This is a genomic window from Niastella sp., assembly GCF_045805085.1.
In the GTDB taxonomy this organism is placed as follows: domain Bacteria; phylum Bacteroidota; class Bacteroidia; order Chitinophagales; family Chitinophagaceae; genus Niastella.
On the sequence record NZ_JBJMLX010000421.1, the window covers coordinates 1 to 18418 of the forward strand.

An 18418-nucleotide genomic window follows, 5' to 3' on the forward strand; every position below is an offset into this window, starting at 1 on the left:
TACTGGCAGCGCTAGTGTTCTCGCTGTCAGTAGCAAGCTGTAAAAAAGATAAAGATAACCAGGCGCCGATAGTCGATGCCGGCCAGTCTCTGTCAACTAAAACCTATTATGTTGATGTTACAGGCTCCGCAACAGACAATGACGGAAAAATAATAACCTATTTGTGGAGCCAGGTTTCAGGACCGGCGGCCTCAACAATAGCAAGTCCGAGCGGTACTTCCACCAGGATCGAATTTAATAAATCAGGTAATTATGTATTTCAATTAGCAGCCACCGATGACAAAGGGACTGTTGGGGTTGATACGATGACCGTTGATGTGGAGATATTGCGTACCTTTGTTACGAATCAGGAGGCCACCAACGGAATCGTATTTCCGCTTGTTCTTGTAAACGGAACCGACAATAGTTACAACACCCTTCTTACTAACCCTACTTCCATCGGAGCAGTTGTATGGTCAAGTGGTGGTAATACCTATAGCCAGCGGCAAATATTAAAATTTACTAGCTTCGGACTAGGCCCTATTACTGTAAAAAGCGCTCATTTGTTACTGTATTCAGATCCCCAACCTACGCTGGGCAATAAATCAGATGCCAATTCAGGATCCACAAATGCGTTGATCATTCAACGGATAACGAGTGAATGGAACAGTTACTCTACGTGGCAAAATCCCCCGATGGCCACTACAGACGATCTGGTTACCGTACCGGCCACCAACCAGCCTTATCTTGATTTGGATGTAGACGTTACTGGGATCGTATCGAAGATGATCAGCACCAATATAAATTACGGTTTCCTGTTAAGATTACAAAACGAAACCCCTAATAACAGCAGGATCTTTGTTTCGTCGTCGAATAAAACGTATCCCCAAAAGTATCCGAGACTGGAACTGGTTTATAAGTATAACTAGCACCTCAAAACATCAATATACAGATGCGACGGCTCCTTTTCGGGAGCCGTTTGTATGTACGCCAGGCATGGTTTAAAAAGCCAGGCACAGTTTGTTGAAATATAAGCCTGGGCGCATAGGGGTTTGCGGGAAGAATTGGTTACACGGCTATAGCCGATTTCTGCACGTTTATCGGCGAAATAAGCACACTTATTAAATAATTGATTTTTAACTTGTTTACCAGGAGTTGACTATTTATTTTGGGTGGTTAAATTTTAGTATCTAAAAAATCAAGTTATGACCCGAGCCCGTTACCTGCTGGCAGCCTTTGTATTAGTTTTATCGGTAGCAAGTTGTAAAAAAGACGTAGACAATAAAGTGCCTGTAGCCGATGCAGGACCCTCTCAAATCATTACACTCCCGGATTCTGCAAAAGTAAAAGTTACAGCCACTGATGAGGGTAAGATAGTGGCTTATTCATGGAGCCAGGTTTCAGGACCTAACCATGCAAATATCCTTAATCCTGGTGCCGATTCAACCGCTATCGTATTTTCTGTACCGGGTAACTACCTTTTTCAGGTAATGGCAACCGATAACGAAGGCGCTTCTGGTGTTGACACTGTTTCCATACTGGTAAACGCTATTGAAATAAAGACATTGACCTTGCAACCGGCTAATAATCCATATGAATTCAATTTAGCGGCTTTAAGACCAATCACAGGCGACATCGATCAGAGCTATGCGCCTACCTACGACCTGCCGCTTATGACGTGGCCTAAGAATAACGTATGGTATGACGTAAGGCCAATGATCAAATTTGATTTGAGCGGCATTCCAGCAAATTCAACCATTGTTACCGCTAACCTGTATTTGTATTCTTATCCCAGCCCAACCATGAGTGGTAATGGAATAGATGCGAATTCAGGTCCCGACAATTCATTTTCGCCAAGAATGATAACCGCAAACTGGTCGCCTTCCACCGTTAATTGGAATAATCAACCATCTTCCACTTCTGTTACTGCATCTGCGGAAAATACCCGTGTACCACAAGTTGATTTGAACTTCGATGTAACAGGTGCGATAAGTTTTATGTACCGCAATAACGCCAATTACGGTTTTCTGCTGCAATTCAACAATGCAAATCCATATAATAACTCCCGCATTTTCGTATCCAGTCACAATCCTAACCCCAGTTTAGCTTCTAAATTTCCTAAACTGGTGGTAGTTTATAAAAGAGCAAATTAAACTGGTTTAAATAAACTAAAAAGCCCTTCCTGATACATCGGGAAGGGCTTTTTTAGGTGGTTATACGGAACCCCTGAAATATTAATTCACTTTAAATGCGGTAAAATAATAGTTATTGGCTGCAGCAATTAATTCCATATTGGGGTAATAAGATTGTACAAACTCATAATGCGCTTTAAACTCATGCGTGGGTACTGCAAACTCATCAAAGAAAATGATATCGCCTTTTTGTAAAAAAGGCGCCAGACTCGTTAATACGTACAAGGTGGCGCTGTATAGGTCGGCATCGAGCATGATCACTTTTCTGTTATTGTTCAATTCCTTTAAAAAGCCAGGCACAGTCTGTTGAAATAAGCCCTGGTAAAACTTTCCTCTTGGATCGTTGATCACCGGCACTGCATTCTTGTTATCGAAAGCGCCTTTTTTATACGGACCGTAATCCTCAGGTAAACCGGTAAATGTATCAAACCCGTAAAAGCGGCTTTCGGAAACCCCGTTTTGCTGTAGAAACCATTTAAAAGAATGACCCTGTGCAACGCCAAATTCCAGGTAACTAATAGGAATATTGGCCAGGTTTTCTTTTTCGATAACCCATTTATATAAGTTATATCGTTTTTCGTAATCCCATTTGGAGGGGAAATCGTTGTAGGCGATCTTTTTATTCTTACTGCTCCAGGCAGAGAATTTAGTAAGGTAGTACAGGTTTAAAAACAGGGAAGAAAATACATTGAAGATCACGTGCAATCGCAGGTATATAAAGGCGATCTTGGTATATCTGATAATAAATAATTTCATCGACGCAAAAATAAGTTTCCCCTTCACATATTTACAAAAAAATCTGTTCTTTTTATATGTTATATTTGTTAATATGAGTGATTTTCAGGAACTGCTATAAAGTTTGTATCGTATTAATTTAATCCCGATTATTGTGTTTAAAGAAAACAGTTATCAGCATGGAAAAAATTTATCTCAGCGATTCGGGACCCAAAGTATCACCAGCTATTTATGGCTTTTACAGATGGAATGAAGTAACCGGCGATGCCGCCCAAACCATGGAGAAGATCGTTAACCTGTGTTTGGAACTGGGCATAAACACATTCGATCATGCTGATATGTATGGCAATTACCAATGTGAAGAGCTGTTTGGCAAGCTGATTAACCGGAAGTCGTTCAAACGGGAAGACATTGTGTTGTTCTCTAAATGCGGGTTTGTTTCGCCCAATGCCGATCAACCCGAGGTACATATTAATCATTACAATACTTCTGCCGCGCATATTCTTAAAAGCGTAGATAATTCACTACGGAAACTACGAACAGATTATATTGATATTTTCCTGCTCAATCACCTTGACCCATTATCGAATGTGGAAGAAACGGCGTTGGCATTACAGCGCCTGAAAGAGTCTGGCAAAGTGAAGAACGTCGGCGTCATGAATTTCACTGTGTTTCAACATCAGTTGCTGGCGTCTTTATTACGTACGCCTATTGTTACCAATCATATTGAATTGAACCTGCTGAACACGTCGGCCCTCGATAATGGTCAGCTGGATTATATAAAACAGCGGTATATGCGTCCGCTGGCATCAGCGCCGCTCGCAGCAGGCCGTATTGCCAATGGCACCGATGCGCAGGCAGTGAAAGTGCGTTCCACACTGGAAGTACTGGGTAAAAAATACAATGCTGATATAGAATCCCTTGCTGTTGCCTGGCTGGTTAAATTAGGTGCTTTGCCCTTAATAGGCACCATCAATGAGCAAAGGATCCGCAATATTGCCAATGCCTTTTCTATTGACCTCGATCACCAGGATTGGTATGAATTATATGCCGCCTCACGCGGTACTTTGTAATTTTTGTGATAACAACAGGCAAACTTCAAATAACAATATGCCGCCGGTTACCGGTTACCAGTTTTACCGGTAACCGGCCAACCGGCCTTGCTTCGCTGAAGGTGCAGTAACTGGTAACGACTCGTGAAAAACTACTTCATCATACCTTAAACACAAAGCCGCAACTTCCTCCCAATTGAGCTATCTTTGTAACGAAATGAGAACGTTTGAAGATACTTACCGGCATAAAGGATTGCGTAAACAGCTCGTTGATCAATTAAAACAGAAAGGCATTACCGATGAACGGGTGCTGACAGCCATATTACAGATCCCGCGGCATTATTTCCTCGATTCAGCTTTAGACAGGGTCGCTTATGAAGACCGGGCTTTTCCTATTGCGGAAGGACAAACCATTTCACAACCATATACGGTTGCCTATCAAACCCAGTTGTTAGAGGTAAAGCCTTACGAAAAAGTGCTTGAAATTGGTACGGGCAGTGGATACCAGGCAATTGTGCTGGGCGAAATGAATGCCCAGGTGTATACTATTGAGCGTCAGAAAAAATTGTATGAAGAACACCGCGGTTTTGTATTGAGAAGCAAATACCCCAACATTAAATATTTTTATGGTGATGGGTATGAAGGCCTGCCAACTTATGCACCTTTCGACAAGGTGATTGTTACGGCAGCTGCTCCCTATATTCCACCTAAATTGATCGACCAGTTAAAAACAGGCGGCAAAATGGTAATACCGGTAGGCGAGGGCAACATCCAACGCATGTTACGCCTTACCAAACAACGCGATGGTAGTGTGACAGAAGAGTTATTCGACAATTTTTCGTTTGTGCCAATGCTTGAAGGAAAGAACAATTAATAATGAACACCCCCTAAGAAAACAACTGAGAACTAAATAACTTAAAAACTAAATAACTCAGCTTGCGAATAGTTATTATCGGTACAGGAAATGTTGCAACTATATTGGGAAAAAGGTTTTTGGCAGCAGACCATGAAATAGTGCAGGTTTGCGGAAGAAATCAACTACATGCTGAAGAACTGGCCGATGCATTGTCTGCCTCGTTCACCACCGATCTGCAGCATTGTAACCCCCATGCCGATCTGTATGTGCTGGCGGTTAGTGACACCGCTGTGGCGGCCATCGCTTCACAACTACAACTGAATAATAAACTGGTGGTACATACCGCCGGTGCGGTTTCAAAGGACGTTCTAAGCGCCTGCAGCAAGAACTATGGCATTCTATATCCCCTGCAAAGCCTCCGCAGTGAGTTGAATGAATTGCCCGATATTCCTTTTTTAGTGGATGGCAATACTGAAGATGACCTGGCGCTTATTACCGAGTTTGCCAATTCCATCAGCAACCAGGTGCAACAGGCCGGTGATGAACAACGGTTGAAACTACATGTGGCGGCTGTATTGGTAAGTAATTTTACCAATCATTTATATGCCCTGGCAAAAGCTTATTGTTTACAGGAGCATGTTGATTTCAATATGTTGTTGCCGCTGATTACTTCGGTGGCCGAACGGCTGCATGATTACGAGCCGGTGGCTGTACAAACGGGCCCGGCTGTCCGTAACGACGATGCCACCATTCATAAACACCTGGCGCTGTTACAACAGCATCCCGCTTTAAAAACCATGTATATTATGTTTACGGAGAGTATAAAGAAAATGCACAAGCCAAAGCTATAAGCAATAAGCCGTTGCGGCAACAGACCTGTCAACTTGTAAACTGGTCAACCTGCTACTTACTTTGACTTTGGCAGTTGCTTTTTCTTTTTCTTCTTTATTGTCTTTACTTTCTCCTGTCCATCCACCAGGTATCTTTCCCGGATAATGCGCATATGATGGGCTACGTGGCCTGCACAAACAAATGCCAGTCCGGCAACGCTGATGTTGTTGTTGTTGGCCGAACCGGATTGCTGTAACTGGTCATCGTCGAGCGAATTCAGGAACAGTTCATTGGCGCTGCGCAGGGCCTTGAATTCCTCTACCAGCTCGTTCCATTTGCGTTTGGGGGCTTTGGCAGTTATGGCCCAGTTGTTCTCATCAAAACCTGGCAGGGGCGCCGGGTCGTGACGGGCAAAGGTGAGGGCCCGGTAAATGAATACCCGCTCCGAGTCAATGATGTGCTGCAGCAATTCCTTGATCGTCCATTTGCCTTCCGCATAGGCATAGTTGATCTTTTTGTGGGGGATCTGTTTCAGGAGTTTTCTAAAACGGCGGGTGTTGTTGGTCAGAGCCTCCTGCAGATTGTCTTCCTGCAGGGCATTGATATAGGTTTTGTAAAAATCAGGTACGGTAATGTCTTTTCTATTAACCATACTTTTTTTCTAAAAATAAAGAAAAAGTTACAGGTTCCAAGTTTCAGGTTCCAGGTTTTCCGGGCCCTGCAACCTGTTATCTGGAACTGCATAAAAAGAAACAGGGGACACATTTTAGCATAACGCTTCAATGTGTCCCCTGTGCTTATATCTTAAAAATCTTATCCTTTCTTGTTCTTCAACGTGGGTTTAGGTGACGCTCCTTTGGGAGCCACCTTGTTACCTGAAGGATTAAGCGTAGCGGCTACCTTGGCGGCTTCGTAGGCATTGATAACGCCACCGCTTACACAAATGTCGCTCAGGAGAACGGTTTCGTCAGTACCTGGTTTGTTCACTTTCACCCCAGGGTTCTGGGCCGATTTCATGATGCAATATTTTACCTGCTGCGGTGTGAGGTAGGGGAAATATTCCAGCAGCAGGGCTGCTGTACCAACCACTACCGGGCAGGCCATACTGGTACCCTGGGCATTGCCATAGGTGTTGCCACCTGGAATGCTCGACCAGATCTTAACGCCGGGCGCAAACACATCTACCTGTTTTTTACCATAGTTCGAGAAGCTGGCTGTATAACCACCGGCATTGGGGTCGCCGCTGGCGCCTACAGTGATCCAGTTCGACGCTTTTTTATGGGTATCCTTCATAACAGGATTGGGGAAGTTATCAGCCGTATCAACGTTCTTGGCGTCGTTACCCGCTGCGTGCACCAGCAAAACGCCTTTGCTTTCAGCATATCTAACGGCATCATCTATCCATTTTTTCTGGGGAGAAAAATCTTTACCAAAGCTCATGTTCACTACTTTGGCGCCGTTATCAGCCGCATAGCGAATAGCCAGGGCAATATCTTTATCGTGCTCATCGCCATCAGGCACGGCACGGATCATCATAATACGTACGTTATCAGCAACGCCATCCATTCCTTTACCATTGTTGCGTTCAGCGCCAATGATACCGGCCACGTGAGTGCCGTGGAAGGGGGTTGAAGCCATTACATCAGCGTTCCCGTAGCTACGGTCGTTGATGTCCTGTTCGTTATCGTGGGTAACTTCACCCCGGTAATCTTCGGGCGCTTTTGTTTTTGACTCTTCTTTTCTTTCCTCACCGCTAACAAACTCTTCAAAACCATCCAGGAATTCCTTGTTGGTAGTTTCCATCATCTGGTTGTTCTTGAAAAGGAACATCAGGGCGCCTTTGGCCGAACTTTGTTCGGGCGATTCGGTTTTAAAAGTATCCAGCTGGTTACCGGTATAGATATCTTTACCCATGCCTGCCCGTAAAATGCTGTCACTTTTTTGAGCAGTGATTAAATATTTTCTCAGTCTAACCACGTCAATTTGTTCGTCGCCGCCATCACCCTCTACTTTTGATTTTGACTTCAACCACATTTTGTACTGGTCTTTTTCTTCCGCACTCATTTTGGTTGTATCTACCTTTTGATCGGCGAATTTGCTTTTAAACATATGGTAAACGCGGGCGCCTTCGTAAGAATCCTGTTTTACGTTTTTACCATCTTTACCACCTATAAAGTTCCAGCCATGAATGTCATCCACATAGCCGTTTCCGTCGTCATCGATGCCATTGCCTGGGATCTCTTTGGGGTTTACCCACAGAATGTCTTTCAGATCTTCGTGCAGGGTATCGATACCTGAGTCGATGATCGCTACCAACACAGTCTTCCCTTTCAGGTTCTTGGAGTGAATGAAATCATAGGCTTTATTGACACTGATCCCATAGTATCCATCCTTGGTTTTGTCGAGCAGATGCCATCCCTTCGGCACATCGCCTGTTTTAATACTTTTCTCCTGCTGCGCAAAAGAGGTTTGTTCTGCAACCACAAAGGCAGCTAATAAGCCTGCTACTTTTACCAGTTTGTTCATTTACAAGTGTTTTTGTTCTTTACAGATTTACAGATGCGTAACGTAAGTTTATTAACGGTATATAAGACTCAAATATCTGGTTTTTTACTAATTCTTAACATTTGAAGATTTCCCGCCTTTACAAACGTTCATTTTTTGTCAGGCACAAAATATAAAATTAAAAGCCACACATGTATGTTATTACATGAGTGGCTGATAATTTGTTTATAAGATTTTGTAAAGAAAAGCAATGTACCAGGTACCTTTTCCTTACTGCTGTGACAGTTTCAATTCAACGCGCCGGTTGGCCGCTTTGCCTGCCGGTGTGCTGTTATCGGCAACCGGTTTTTCCTGGCCATAACCTTTTGTTGCTAACCGGTTGGCGTCAAGGCCTTTTTGCACCAGGTAGTTTTTAACGGCATCGGCACGTTTTTGCGATAAGGTGAGGTTGGTGGCAGGTTTACCCACGTTATCGGTATGGCCTTCTATCGACAGTTTCAGGGTTGTATCTGTTCGCAGAATGGCTACCACACTATTCAACGCGCTGTGCGATTCCGGCGCGATCTTATCGCTGCCCGTTATAAAGAATATTTTTTTAGCGGCATAGTTTACTTTTTCAACGATCTCTTTCTTAATGTCCGGACAACCCTTATTGGCCAGTGTGCCAGCTACAGTCGGGCATTTATCTTCTTTGTCATTCACGCCATCGCCATCGCTGTCGGGGATCGGGCAGCCATTAAATTCGGGCGGACCTGCTTTATCAGGACACATATCCACTTCATCGTTCAGGCCATCGCCATCGGTATCGGGGATGGGGCAGCCATGGTATTTGAAGGTGCCTGGTACATCAGGGCATTGGTCTACGTCGTCGAGTACAGTATCGTTATCGCGGTCAAGGATGGGGCAGCCCCGGTCGCGCGGCAAGCCAGGCACATCGGGACATTTATCCAGGGCATCAGCAACGCCGTCATTGTCTTTATCGGGGCAACCGCCTGCTTTGGCCGAACCCGGCACATCAGGACAGGCATCGGCTTTGTCAGGAACGCCATCACCATCTTTATCGTTGGTCAGGATTACTTTTTTATTCAGCCAAAAACCAAGAGAGGCGCCTATCACCTGGTGTTTAAAGGTACCAGAGTAGGAGGCTTTATAAAAATTGGTAAGACCCTGGCTAATGAAACCGGTCAACAGTACGTTGCCCAGTTCAAACCCAACCCGGGCATTCACCCCAAAATCGAACGTTTTTACCATTCCGGTATTTTTACCCACCTGAATGGTAGATTCGTCCTGTTTATAGTGCAGTCCGGTGTCTCTTTTTTCCCAGTTGGATTTGCCACTATAAAAGAATGACAGGTATGGTCCTGCGCTGATAAGGAAATTGCTTTTCCTGCCCATTCGAAGTTTTACCGCTATGTTCAGCGGCATATCAATATAATTTGTGTAGAACGTATTGCTGTAAAACAGGGTGTCGGTTTTTACTGTAGTGGTATCGTAATAACGGGAGAATTTTCTACCCTTGTTTGAAAAAAAGAGACCAGGTTGAAAAAAAACTTTATTCGAATAACCCAGGGGTATTTCGCCTATAAGACCCAGGTGCAGCCCGCTTCTTTTGGTATAAAAGGGTTCGGTGGTTTTGTCCCAGTTCGGTAGATAATTGGTTTCTTTTACTGTCGAAGATTGTGGACCGCCCATAATTCCCAACCGCATTTGAGCATTGGCAGTGTATAGGGTTGATGTCAATAACAGCAGTGCGTAAAGTTTCTTCATACCGGTTCAGCTTGAAAGACTGGTAGTAACGTTTCTAATGCGGGTAATATTGTCTGAACTGGGATGGTTGGGATGATTGGGAAGCAGGAAGTAAGAAGTAGGAGGTAAGAAGAAACCTGTATTTCCTACTTCCTGCCTCTTACTTCTTACCTCGCACTATTTATACATGAAATTTGATACCCTGGGCTAAAGGAAGTTGGGTAGAATAATTGATCGTATTCGTTTGGCGTCGCATATACGCTTTCCAGGCGTCACTGCCGCTTTCGCGACCGCCGCCGGTTTCTTTTTCTCCGCCGAAGGCGCCCCCGATCTCGGCCCCGGAAGTGCCGATATTTACATTGGCAATCCCGCAATCGCTGCCGTTAGCAGATAAAAACTGCTCCGCTTCCCGCAGGTTCAGCGTCATAATGCTCGATGACAGACCCTGTGGCACCCCGTTTTGAATGGCGATCGCATCATCGATGGTGTTATATTTCATCAAATATAAAATGGGTGCAAAGGTTTCCTGTTGTACAATGTTGAAATGTGGTTCTACCTCAGCAATACAGGGTTTTACATAGCAACCGCTTTCAAACCCATCGCCATCGAGCACGTCACCTTCCACAATAAAGCGGCCGCCTTCTTTTTTACAGGCCTCCAGCGCTTTCTGGTACCCGGCAACGGCATCTTTATCGATCAACGGACCCACGTGGTTGTTTTCATCGAGCGGGTTACCAATACTTAATTGCTGATAGGCCGCTACCAGTTTGGTTTTTATTGAATCGTACACTTCTTCGTGGATGATTAACCGCCGGGTGGTGGTACAACGTTGACCTGCGGTGCCCACGGCGCCAAAAACCGATCCGCGGATGGCGATGTCCAGGTCGGCATGTTTTGAAATAATGATGGCATTGTTGCCACCCAGTTCCAGCAGGGCGCGCCCCAGTCGGGCGCCCACGGTGGCGCCTACGGCTTTACCCATGCGGGTTGAACCGGTTGCCGATACCAGCGGAACCCGCGTATCGGCACTCATCCATTCGCCTACCGCCCGGCCACCGATCACCAGACCGTTTACGCCATCGGGGACATTGTTGCGTTTTAACACGTCGGCGATAATATTATGACAGGCCACTGCGCACAGCGGCGTTTTTTCTGAAGGTTTCCAAATGCATACATTGCCGCAGATCCAGGCCAGCATGGTATTCCAGCTCCAAACCGCTACGGGGAAATTAAAGGCGGAAATAATGCCTACAATGCCTAATGGATGCCATTGTTCGTACATGCGGTGGGCGGGGCGTTCGCTGTGCATGGATAATCCATACAACTGCCGGGAGAGGCCAACCGCAAAATCACAGATGTCGATCATTTCCTGTACTTCACCATAGCCTTCCTGCAGGCTTTTTCCCATTTCGTATGACACCAATTTGCCCAGTGGTTCTTTATGGGCCCGCAATGCTTCCCCGATCTGGCGAACAATTTCACCCCGTTTAGGCGCCGGCCAGGTGCGCCATTCCAGAAAGGCGGACTGGGCTTTGGCTATAACGGTTTCATAATCGTTTCTATCGGCAGCCTGAACGGTGGCGATCAGTTTACCATCAACGGGTGAATGAGACGCAATCAGTTCGCCATGAGCCGGCAGGGAACTGATACCGGTTGAAACACCGGAATTTTTTTCAGTAATTTTTAAGGCAGCAAGAAAATCCATGTAGTTCGTTTTGTCAAATGTAAGGGAAATGGGGGAAAGGCAGGGAGCAGTGGGCCCCTCCTACGCTAAAGCTTGCGCCTCCGCTAAAGCTTCAGCGATACGCGGACGGCGGGCAAGGCAGTAGGCAGTGGTAAACCGTTATAGGTGTTACATGCATGCAAAAACGTGCAGGTTGATAGTTGACGGAGTTGATAAGGTTGACAAGTTAACCAGGCTCTGGTTCCACAGGTCATTTACTTAGGTCAGAATTAGACAGGAGTGTGGTTATATAGCGCAGGGGTTGCACTGGGATTGCACTGGAGTTGCACTGCATCCCTATAGTTTAGTGCAACCCTGGTGCAAGGTAGGTGCAGGTTACTACGCTTTGTGGGTATACTTGATGCGGTCTTGATGGTACCTCAGTGATACTTCATTGATACCTCATTGCTTCCCCGGACCCCGAGGTTGAACTAAGGTTGAACAGAGGTCCTTCCGAGGACCCAAAGAGGTAAATCCGAGGTGGTTCCGAGGTCAATTCGAGGTGAAACTACCAAACGTCCCACCCGTGCGAGGACATCATCACATCAAAACCCGAAGCCCGTCCCATTTTTTGAAAAAGGATGCTGGTGAAAGGTACCTTTGTATTCGTATGCGAAAGTTCTTTGAAATAGGTGGAAAAGTTGATCAGTTGACCAGTTGACCAGTTAACCTGGTAGAAGGAGGTTGGAAGAATAAAGTTGGAAGTTGATAACGTTGATAGGGTTGATAAAGTTGAAAGGGTGAAAGATGAAAAAAGTGAGAGATGAAAACAATGAGGAATGTTTCATGCTCGCGAGCCGTTTCACGTTTGCCGTTTGCCGTTTGCCGTTTCACTATGATGTTTGCTCAGCTGATGATGGCAGTATTCGTTGAACTCGTCTTCATCGGCGTCATCATCTTCATCGTCTTCCACTTCGCGTTGTAAAATGTGGTTATTGGCAAAGTCAAGGGTGATCAGGCCGTCTTTCAGTACAATGTTGGTGAACTGGGTCCAGTTGTATCTTTTTTTGAACAGGGAGTTCATGACGATCTCATTATCCGAGAACCCGATCTCTATGGAGTATTTAGCCTGGTATTCGAGTAAGGCCAGCATTACAAAAACAAACAACAGCCAGGAGAAGTAGGGCATTTTCATCCATACCAATCCCGCCAAAAGCAGGGCGCGGCTGTAATACACTTTCTGTTTTTTGGCCTGCTGGATAAGGTTAAAAACAATAAAGCCCAGCACCGCCACAGCGCCAATAAGATAATCCAGGCTTACAGCAGAACTACGTAATAATTCGAGGGTAAAACAAACTACAGAAAAAATACTGAGCAACAGCCCCAGTATATCAATATACCGGTTATTTTGATTTTTCAGGGTAACAACGTATTGATATACCATGGTGGTTGACGAGTTGATCAGTTAACCAGTTGACGAGTTAACAAGTTGACGGGTTAACTGGTTGATAAGGTTGATAGAGGTGATAATGCGGCGAAAGATGAAAGTAGTGAGAAATGTTACATTCTCGCGAGTTCTTTCACGTTTCACGTTTGCCGTTTCACGATTACCCTTTGCCGTTTATGGGTTGCTGGCCACCAACAGGTTGGCTAATTTCCATAAAATGTGCGCACCCACGTTGGCATCCCACTCATTGTTATCGCCTACACCAATTTCTACCAGATCACAACCAATAAATTTACGACCGCTTTGCACGATCTTTTTTAACAGGTAAAAGATCTGTTCGGTTTCAAATCCGCCTTGTACGGGGGTGCCTGTATTAGGACACAATTTAGGATCAAGCCCATCAATATCAAAACTTACCAGCACCTTTTCGGGCAATTTGCTAACGATCTCGTCGGTGATCTGTTTCCAGGTTTCTCCTTCGAACTGGCGTTCTTTTATGTCTTTATCAAAATAGGGTATTACCCTGTCCTTGTTGTTCTGAATATATTCCCATTCTTCCTGGCAATAATCGCGGGCGCCTAATTGCACCAGGTGGGTGAGGGTTGGAATTTCCTTCAGTGCATTGTACATAACACTGGCATGGCTGTACGTAAACAGTTCGTACGAAGCGCGCAGGTCGCAATGGGCATCGATTTGCAGTACGCCAAATTCGCCATGCTGTTCGGCCAGTGCCTTGAAGTAACCCAACACTACGCTGTGATCTCCGCCCAGGATGGCCACCAGCTTACCGCGGTTAAGCAGTTGTTTGGCTTGTTCGTACACCCATTTGTTCAAATACCCGCCGCCTTCATTGATCTCCCGCAACGATTTGCACATGAAGAGGTTTTTCTCCAGCACTTCGCCATGGCAGATATAATCGATGTATAACTCGGCTTCCTTGCGCAGGTAATCGCTTTTCAACAGCACCTTTTTATCGGGTGGGCGCATAAAAAAACCCTGTTTCCACGATTCTTTGTTGTCAGGGTCAAAAAGGTCAACATGCATACTTGCCTTGAAAATATGGTCGGCAGCCCGGGAGGTACCGGCATTATAGCTTACGGTAACTTCCCAGGGAACTGGTAGTATAACCAAGCGGGCATCTTCTTCTGAAAAGGGCAAACCAAAAATATTATTATTGGGATTGCTTGCCGCGTTGGGATCAAATTGTGATAGGTCTGTCATAACACATAAAAAAACGGGGTGCAAGTTAGCCCACTAATAGTTAGCAGCAAAAAAATTATGAAAACAAGCTGACGTTTGTTAGTAAACCGGGTACCGGTTTCCAGTTTTCCCGTCAACCGAAATCCGGCAAAACTGGTAACAGCTTGTTAATTCCGACATAGAAACACTTAATAAACAAAGTCTGCTTTATGCATAAATAAAATCTATTGACCCTCAATTCAAATTTGACCTAACTTTGCGGCGTAAATACCCAAATGTGCCACGCCGTCAAGGCGTTACAATAAATATTTCAGATGAAAAAGATCCATATTGTTATTCTGGTAGGAATTGCGGTCTGCATTATGATCCTGTTGAGCTTTATGGCCGACCTTTCTTCCTATGAAACCCTGGCCTCAGCCCGTCAGAAAGAAGGTAAAACAGTGACCGTAATTGCCAAACTCGATAAATCGGCCTCTGTTCCTGTTGAATATGACCCGGCCAAAAACCCCAACTTAACCCAGTTTTATGTTGTTGATTCGCTGGGTAACCGGGCACAGGTGCGGTATTATTTCGAAAAGCCAATGGATATGGAGAAAAGTGATCGTATTGTGCTGAAAGGAAAAATGCAAGGCAATGTATTTGAAATTACCCGTAAAGATGGGATCCTGATAAAATGTCCTTCCAAGTATAAAGACGATCCCAAGGCTGCTGCGAACAACCTGTCTCAAAATTAAAACCCTGTAATGAAGTATATCGGTGAACACCTGTTACCCGGTCAGTTAGGACAATTCCTGATAGTGCTTTCCCTGGTAGCGTCATTGGTAGCCTGTATTGCTTATTTTAAAGCTTCCAATGCCACTGTAGAGCCCGACCACGAAAGTTGGAAAAAACTGGCCCGCATTGCTTTTTTGGTTAATGCCGGTTCGGTGCTGGCTACCTTCAGCATTATCTTCTACATTATTGCCAATCATTATCACGAATATTTTTACGCCTGGAACCACTCTGACATCTCCCTGAACCCCAAATACCTGCTCAGCAGTATCTGGGAAGGGCAGGAGGGCGCCTTTTTGTTATGGACCTTCTGGCAATCGGTACTGGGTGTAGGATTGATAGCCACCGCCAAAAAATGGGAAGCGCCCGTAATGACGGTGATGAGTTTTGCCCAATTCTGCCTGGCCACCCTTATTATCGGGGTGTATGTGTTTGATCTGAAAGTGGGCAGCAGTCCGTTTTTATTGACCCGGCACCAGTTTCAGGATGCGCCCATTTTTCAGGGCGACAATTACCTGAGCCTGCCGAAAATTCATAATGGGAATGGTCTCAACCAGTTATTACAGAATTACTGGATGGTGATCCATCCACCCGTACTGTTTATGGGGTATGCAAGTACCATTGTACCTTTTTCGTATGCCATAGCCGGGATGTGGAAGAAGGACTTCGGCAGCTGGACAAAACAGGCATTGCCATGGTCGTTGTTTTCAGGCGCCATATTCGGTCTTGGAATTATGATGGGCGCCGCCTGGGCTTACGAATCCCTCACCTTTGGCGGTTACTGGGCCTGGGACCCGGTTGAAAATGCCTCGCTGGTGCCCTGGCTGGTGATGGTGGCCGGCATTCATACTCAGGTTATTTACAATTCAACCGGTCATTCGCTGCGGGCAACCAACTTTTTCTTTGTAATGAGCTTTCTGCTGGTATTATATTCAACTTATCTTACCCGTAGTGGCGACCTGCAGGATACTTCGGTACACGCGTTTGTTGATTCGGGCCTGAACTGGCAAATGCGCATCTGGGTGCTGATCTTTGCCACCGGTTCGCTCAGCTTGTTCATTGCGCGGTTTAAAAAGATCCCGCATATTGCCAAGGAAGAAGAATTCAGTAGCCGCGAGTTCTGGATGTTCATTGGTTCGCTGGTATTGTTCCTGTCGGCCATGGCCATCATTATCCCTACTTCGTTCCCCATTTTCAATAAATTGTTTGGCACCAACCTGGTGATCGGGGAGGACAAGGAATTTCCCTACAACCGCATACAAATATTTGTAGCGGTGGTGATTGGCGTACTTACGGCTATCAGCCAGTACCTCAAATACAAGAACACGTCAAAAGCGTATTTTACGAAAAAGCTGTTGTGGGCTACGGTCATTTCGGTGCTGGTGGCGGCTTCTGTCAGCTATTTCGGTCACATTAATTATAACAAATACGGTTATGGCTTCCTGGCTGCCATTCACCTGGCCCTGTTTGCTGCGGTGTATGCCGTGATTGCCAATGCCGGTTATATTTTCACCGGGTTGAATGGTAAGTTAAAAGCTGCCGGCGCTTCTGTTGCTCACCTGGGTTTTGGTTTGTTGATGGTGGGCATTCTTATTTCTTCTTCCAAAAAAGAGATCCTGTCGGTAAACACCTTTAACCCGCTGAATTTTGGTCCTGAAAAACCAAAAGAGGGTTTTGAGAACCTGACCCTGTTCCGCGGGATAAAAACCGATATGGGCAGCTACTGGGCTACCTATGTTAAAGATTCGGTGAGCACGAAAAAGAATGTGACCTACTTCCGGGTTGATATGGAACGGAAGGACGGAAAAGACAAATTCAGCTTATACCCCGACCTTATAAAGAACACCAAAGGGCAGGAGGGGATGTCGAACAACCCCGATTCAAGGCATTACCTGCATAAAGATATTTTCAGCTATGTGAACCATGCCAGCTCTGTGCAGGAAGGTTCCGATACGGCGCAGTTTAAAAATCATGTGGTAAAAACCGGCGATACCATCTTTTATTCAGAAGGGTATATGATCCTGGATAGCGTTACTGTAAATCCGCACGACGAAAAACACCGGTTCACCAGCAAGGATACGGCATTAATGGCCAATTTGACAGTTATTACCAAGGAACAGCAAAAACTAACCGCAAAGCCTGTATTTTATGTGCGCAACAATGGCGCCCAGTACATGCTTGATACCCTGTATTCAGAAGGGCTGGCGATTGGCCTCACCCGCATTACCGACGACAAACACCTGGAGATCAGTGTAAAGGAATCTTCGCGCCTGGCGCCGTTCCTGGCATTGAAAGTACTGCAGTTCCCCTTCATCAACCTGGTTTGGTTGGGAACCGTTCTGATGATAATTGGTTTTGTAATTAGCATGATACGTAGAATTAAACTACTATAGTTTAAAATTCAACGTTTGAAGTATAAAGTTCCGGTTATTTGGTTCGTAAGTTATTAGGTTCTTGAGTTATTGGGTTATCCCTACGAACTTAAGAACCTGATAACTTAATAACTGCCTCATGACAGATTTTCACCCTCACATTATAAATGATTAATTGTATTTTTCTAAATCAATTCCACCCAACTATTCCCCCTGGGTCTTTCGTATTGTAACTTTGCCTTTCTTAAACATTTTTTAAGAATTGTGTGGCAGCGAACCGGGTTACTTTCCCTGTCTTTCTGGAATTATTATTACAAAGGAATTTGTATTATATTAGTACCATTGGAATGACTGCAAAAAGAAAAATATTCAGGATTTTATTAGCGGTTTTGGCAATAGTAGCGGTATCGATCGGTGCAGCCCATGCTCAAACGGCGCCTGATTCTATTCCCTTACCGCAGTTAGGCCCCAATGATACCATTCCGGTGCCCGCACAGATAATTGGAAATGAATATGTGCCGGCGCAAACGCTCGAATGGACCTGGGTGCAGGCTCCCTATCCCAAACATTTATTGAAGAAAAGACAGGAATGGACGCGTTTACGCAATGCAGTTTATGTGTGTTACCCATATGCCCGCCGGGCCGGCATTATCATGAACGACATTAATGCGCACATTGCGCATATGCCTGATAAAGACAAAAAAACGTATATAAAGTCCCGTGAAAAAGAGTTGAAGAAACAGTTTGCGGAACCGTTAAGTGAATTGTCGATATACCAGGGAAGGGTTTTGATGAAACTCATTAACCGGCAAACCGGTAATAACTGCTACGAGATCATCAAAGAATATAAAGGTGGGTTTACCGCCAGAACCTGGCAAACCGTTGCCTTTTTCTTTGGCAGCAATCTTAAACAACCCTACGATGCCAATGGCGACGAACGCGAAATAGAAAACATCGTTCAGGAAGTTGAACGGATGCACAGAATGTAATACCCCCCGGCCTCCTAAAGGGGGAGCCGAAAATTTCGGGCGGCGCAACTTCGTTTATTAATTTGAACAATCGGGAACCA

At 45.1% G+C, this 18418-nt stretch carries 15 protein-coding genes; 8 read left to right on the plus strand and 7 right to left on the minus strand.

The genetic code is table 11. The features are described 5' to 3' along the window. Positions 1–908, plus strand: a 908-nt coding sequence (locus tag ACJ751_RS21985) for a PKD domain-containing protein (protein ID WP_407747679.1), incomplete at its 5' end; no start/stop codon positions are given. A gap of 276 nt (positions 909–1184) precedes the next feature. Next, positions 1185–2132 carry a DNRLRE domain-containing protein gene (locus ACJ751_RS21990; RefSeq protein WP_407747680.1) on the plus strand — a complete coding sequence of 316 codons (948 nt, stop codon included), beginning with the start codon at positions 1185–1187 and terminating at the stop codon, positions 2130–2132. 81 nt (positions 2133–2213) lie between these two features. Here the strand turns inward: ACJ751_RS21990 and ACJ751_RS21995 are convergent, their stop codons facing one another. Further along, positions 2214–2927, minus strand: coding sequence for a TylF/MycF/NovP-related O-methyltransferase (locus ACJ751_RS21995; protein ID WP_407747681.1), 714 nt, complete (start codon positions 2925–2927; stop codon positions 2214–2216). Between the two features lie 158 nt (positions 2928–3085). Between ACJ751_RS21995 and ACJ751_RS22000 the strand changes: the two genes are divergently transcribed. The 3 genes from ACJ751_RS22000 to ACJ751_RS22010 all read left to right on the plus strand — a co-directional run bounded on the left by ACJ751_RS22000 (position 3086) and on the right by ACJ751_RS22010 (position 5665). Beyond that, on the plus strand, positions 3086–3979 hold the full coding sequence (locus ACJ751_RS22000; RefSeq protein ID WP_407747682.1) for an aldo/keto reductase family oxidoreductase: 894 nt from the start codon (positions 3086–3088) through the stop codon (positions 3977–3979). Positions 3980–4175: 196 nt separating this feature from the next. Then, positions 4176–4832 carry a protein-L-isoaspartate(D-aspartate) O-methyltransferase gene (locus ACJ751_RS22005; RefSeq protein WP_407747683.1) on the plus strand — a complete coding sequence of 219 codons (657 nt, stop codon included), beginning with the start codon at positions 4176–4178 and terminating at the stop codon, positions 4830–4832. Between the two features lie 62 nt (positions 4833–4894). Next, the gene (locus tag ACJ751_RS22010) at positions 4895–5665 is read left to right on the plus strand and encodes a Rossmann-like and DUF2520 domain-containing protein (protein WP_407747684.1); all 771 of its coding nucleotides are present in this window, start codon (positions 4895–4897) and stop codon (positions 5663–5665) included. Between the two features lie 56 nt (positions 5666–5721). On the opposite strand, the gene ACJ751_RS22015 is transcribed toward ACJ751_RS22010, so the two are convergent. The 6 genes from ACJ751_RS22015 to ACJ751_RS22040 form a co-directional block, all read right to left on the minus strand. Further along, complete coding sequence (locus tag ACJ751_RS22015; protein ID WP_407747685.1) at positions 5722–6297, minus strand: DinB family protein; 576 nt, start codon at positions 6295–6297, stop codon at positions 5722–5724. A gap of 161 nt (positions 6298–6458) precedes the next feature. After that, positions 6459–8171, minus strand: coding sequence for a S8 family peptidase (locus tag ACJ751_RS22020; RefSeq protein WP_407747686.1), 1713 nt, complete (start codon positions 8169–8171; stop codon positions 6459–6461). Between the two features lie 249 nt (positions 8172–8420). Further along, positions 8421–9917, minus strand: a complete 1497-nt coding sequence (locus ACJ751_RS22025) for an OmpA family protein (RefSeq protein ID WP_407747687.1) — start codon at positions 9915–9917, stop codon at positions 8421–8423. A 160-nt stretch (positions 9918–10077) separates the two neighbouring features. Further along, positions 10078–11601, minus strand: a complete 1524-nt coding sequence (locus ACJ751_RS22030; RefSeq protein ID WP_407747688.1) for an aldehyde dehydrogenase family protein — start codon at positions 11599–11601, stop codon at positions 10078–10080. A gap of 820 nt (positions 11602–12421) precedes the next feature. Next, entirely contained in the window at positions 12422–13003 is a 582-nt protein-coding gene (locus tag ACJ751_RS22035; RefSeq protein ID WP_407747689.1) for a hypothetical protein, read from the minus strand. A gap of 177 nt (positions 13004–13180) precedes the next feature. After that, positions 13181–14227, minus strand: coding sequence for an agmatinase family protein (locus tag ACJ751_RS22040; RefSeq protein WP_407747690.1), 1047 nt, complete (start codon positions 14225–14227; stop codon positions 13181–13183). Positions 14228–14520: 293 nt separating this feature from the next. On the opposite strand from ACJ751_RS22040, the gene ACJ751_RS22045 reads away from it, so the two are divergent. The 3 genes from ACJ751_RS22045 to ACJ751_RS22055 all read left to right on the plus strand — a co-directional run bounded on the left by ACJ751_RS22045 (position 14521) and on the right by ACJ751_RS22055 (position 18338). Then, positions 14521–14940 (plus strand): cytochrome c maturation protein CcmE, encoded by a 420-nt coding sequence (locus tag ACJ751_RS22045; RefSeq protein WP_407747691.1) that lies wholly within the window; start codon positions 14521–14523, stop codon positions 14938–14940. Positions 14941–14949: 9 nt separating this feature from the next. Further along, positions 14950–17370: a cytochrome c biogenesis protein CcsA gene (gene ccsA, locus ACJ751_RS22050; protein ID WP_407747692.1), complete on the plus strand. Its 2421-nt coding sequence runs from the start codon at positions 14950–14952 to the stop codon at positions 17368–17370. 245 nt (positions 17371–17615) lie between these two features. After that, on the plus strand, positions 17616–18338 hold the full coding sequence (locus ACJ751_RS22055; RefSeq protein ID WP_407747693.1) for a DUF4294 domain-containing protein: 723 nt from the start codon (positions 17616–17618) through the stop codon (positions 18336–18338). Positions 18339–18418 lie beyond the last annotated feature (80 nt).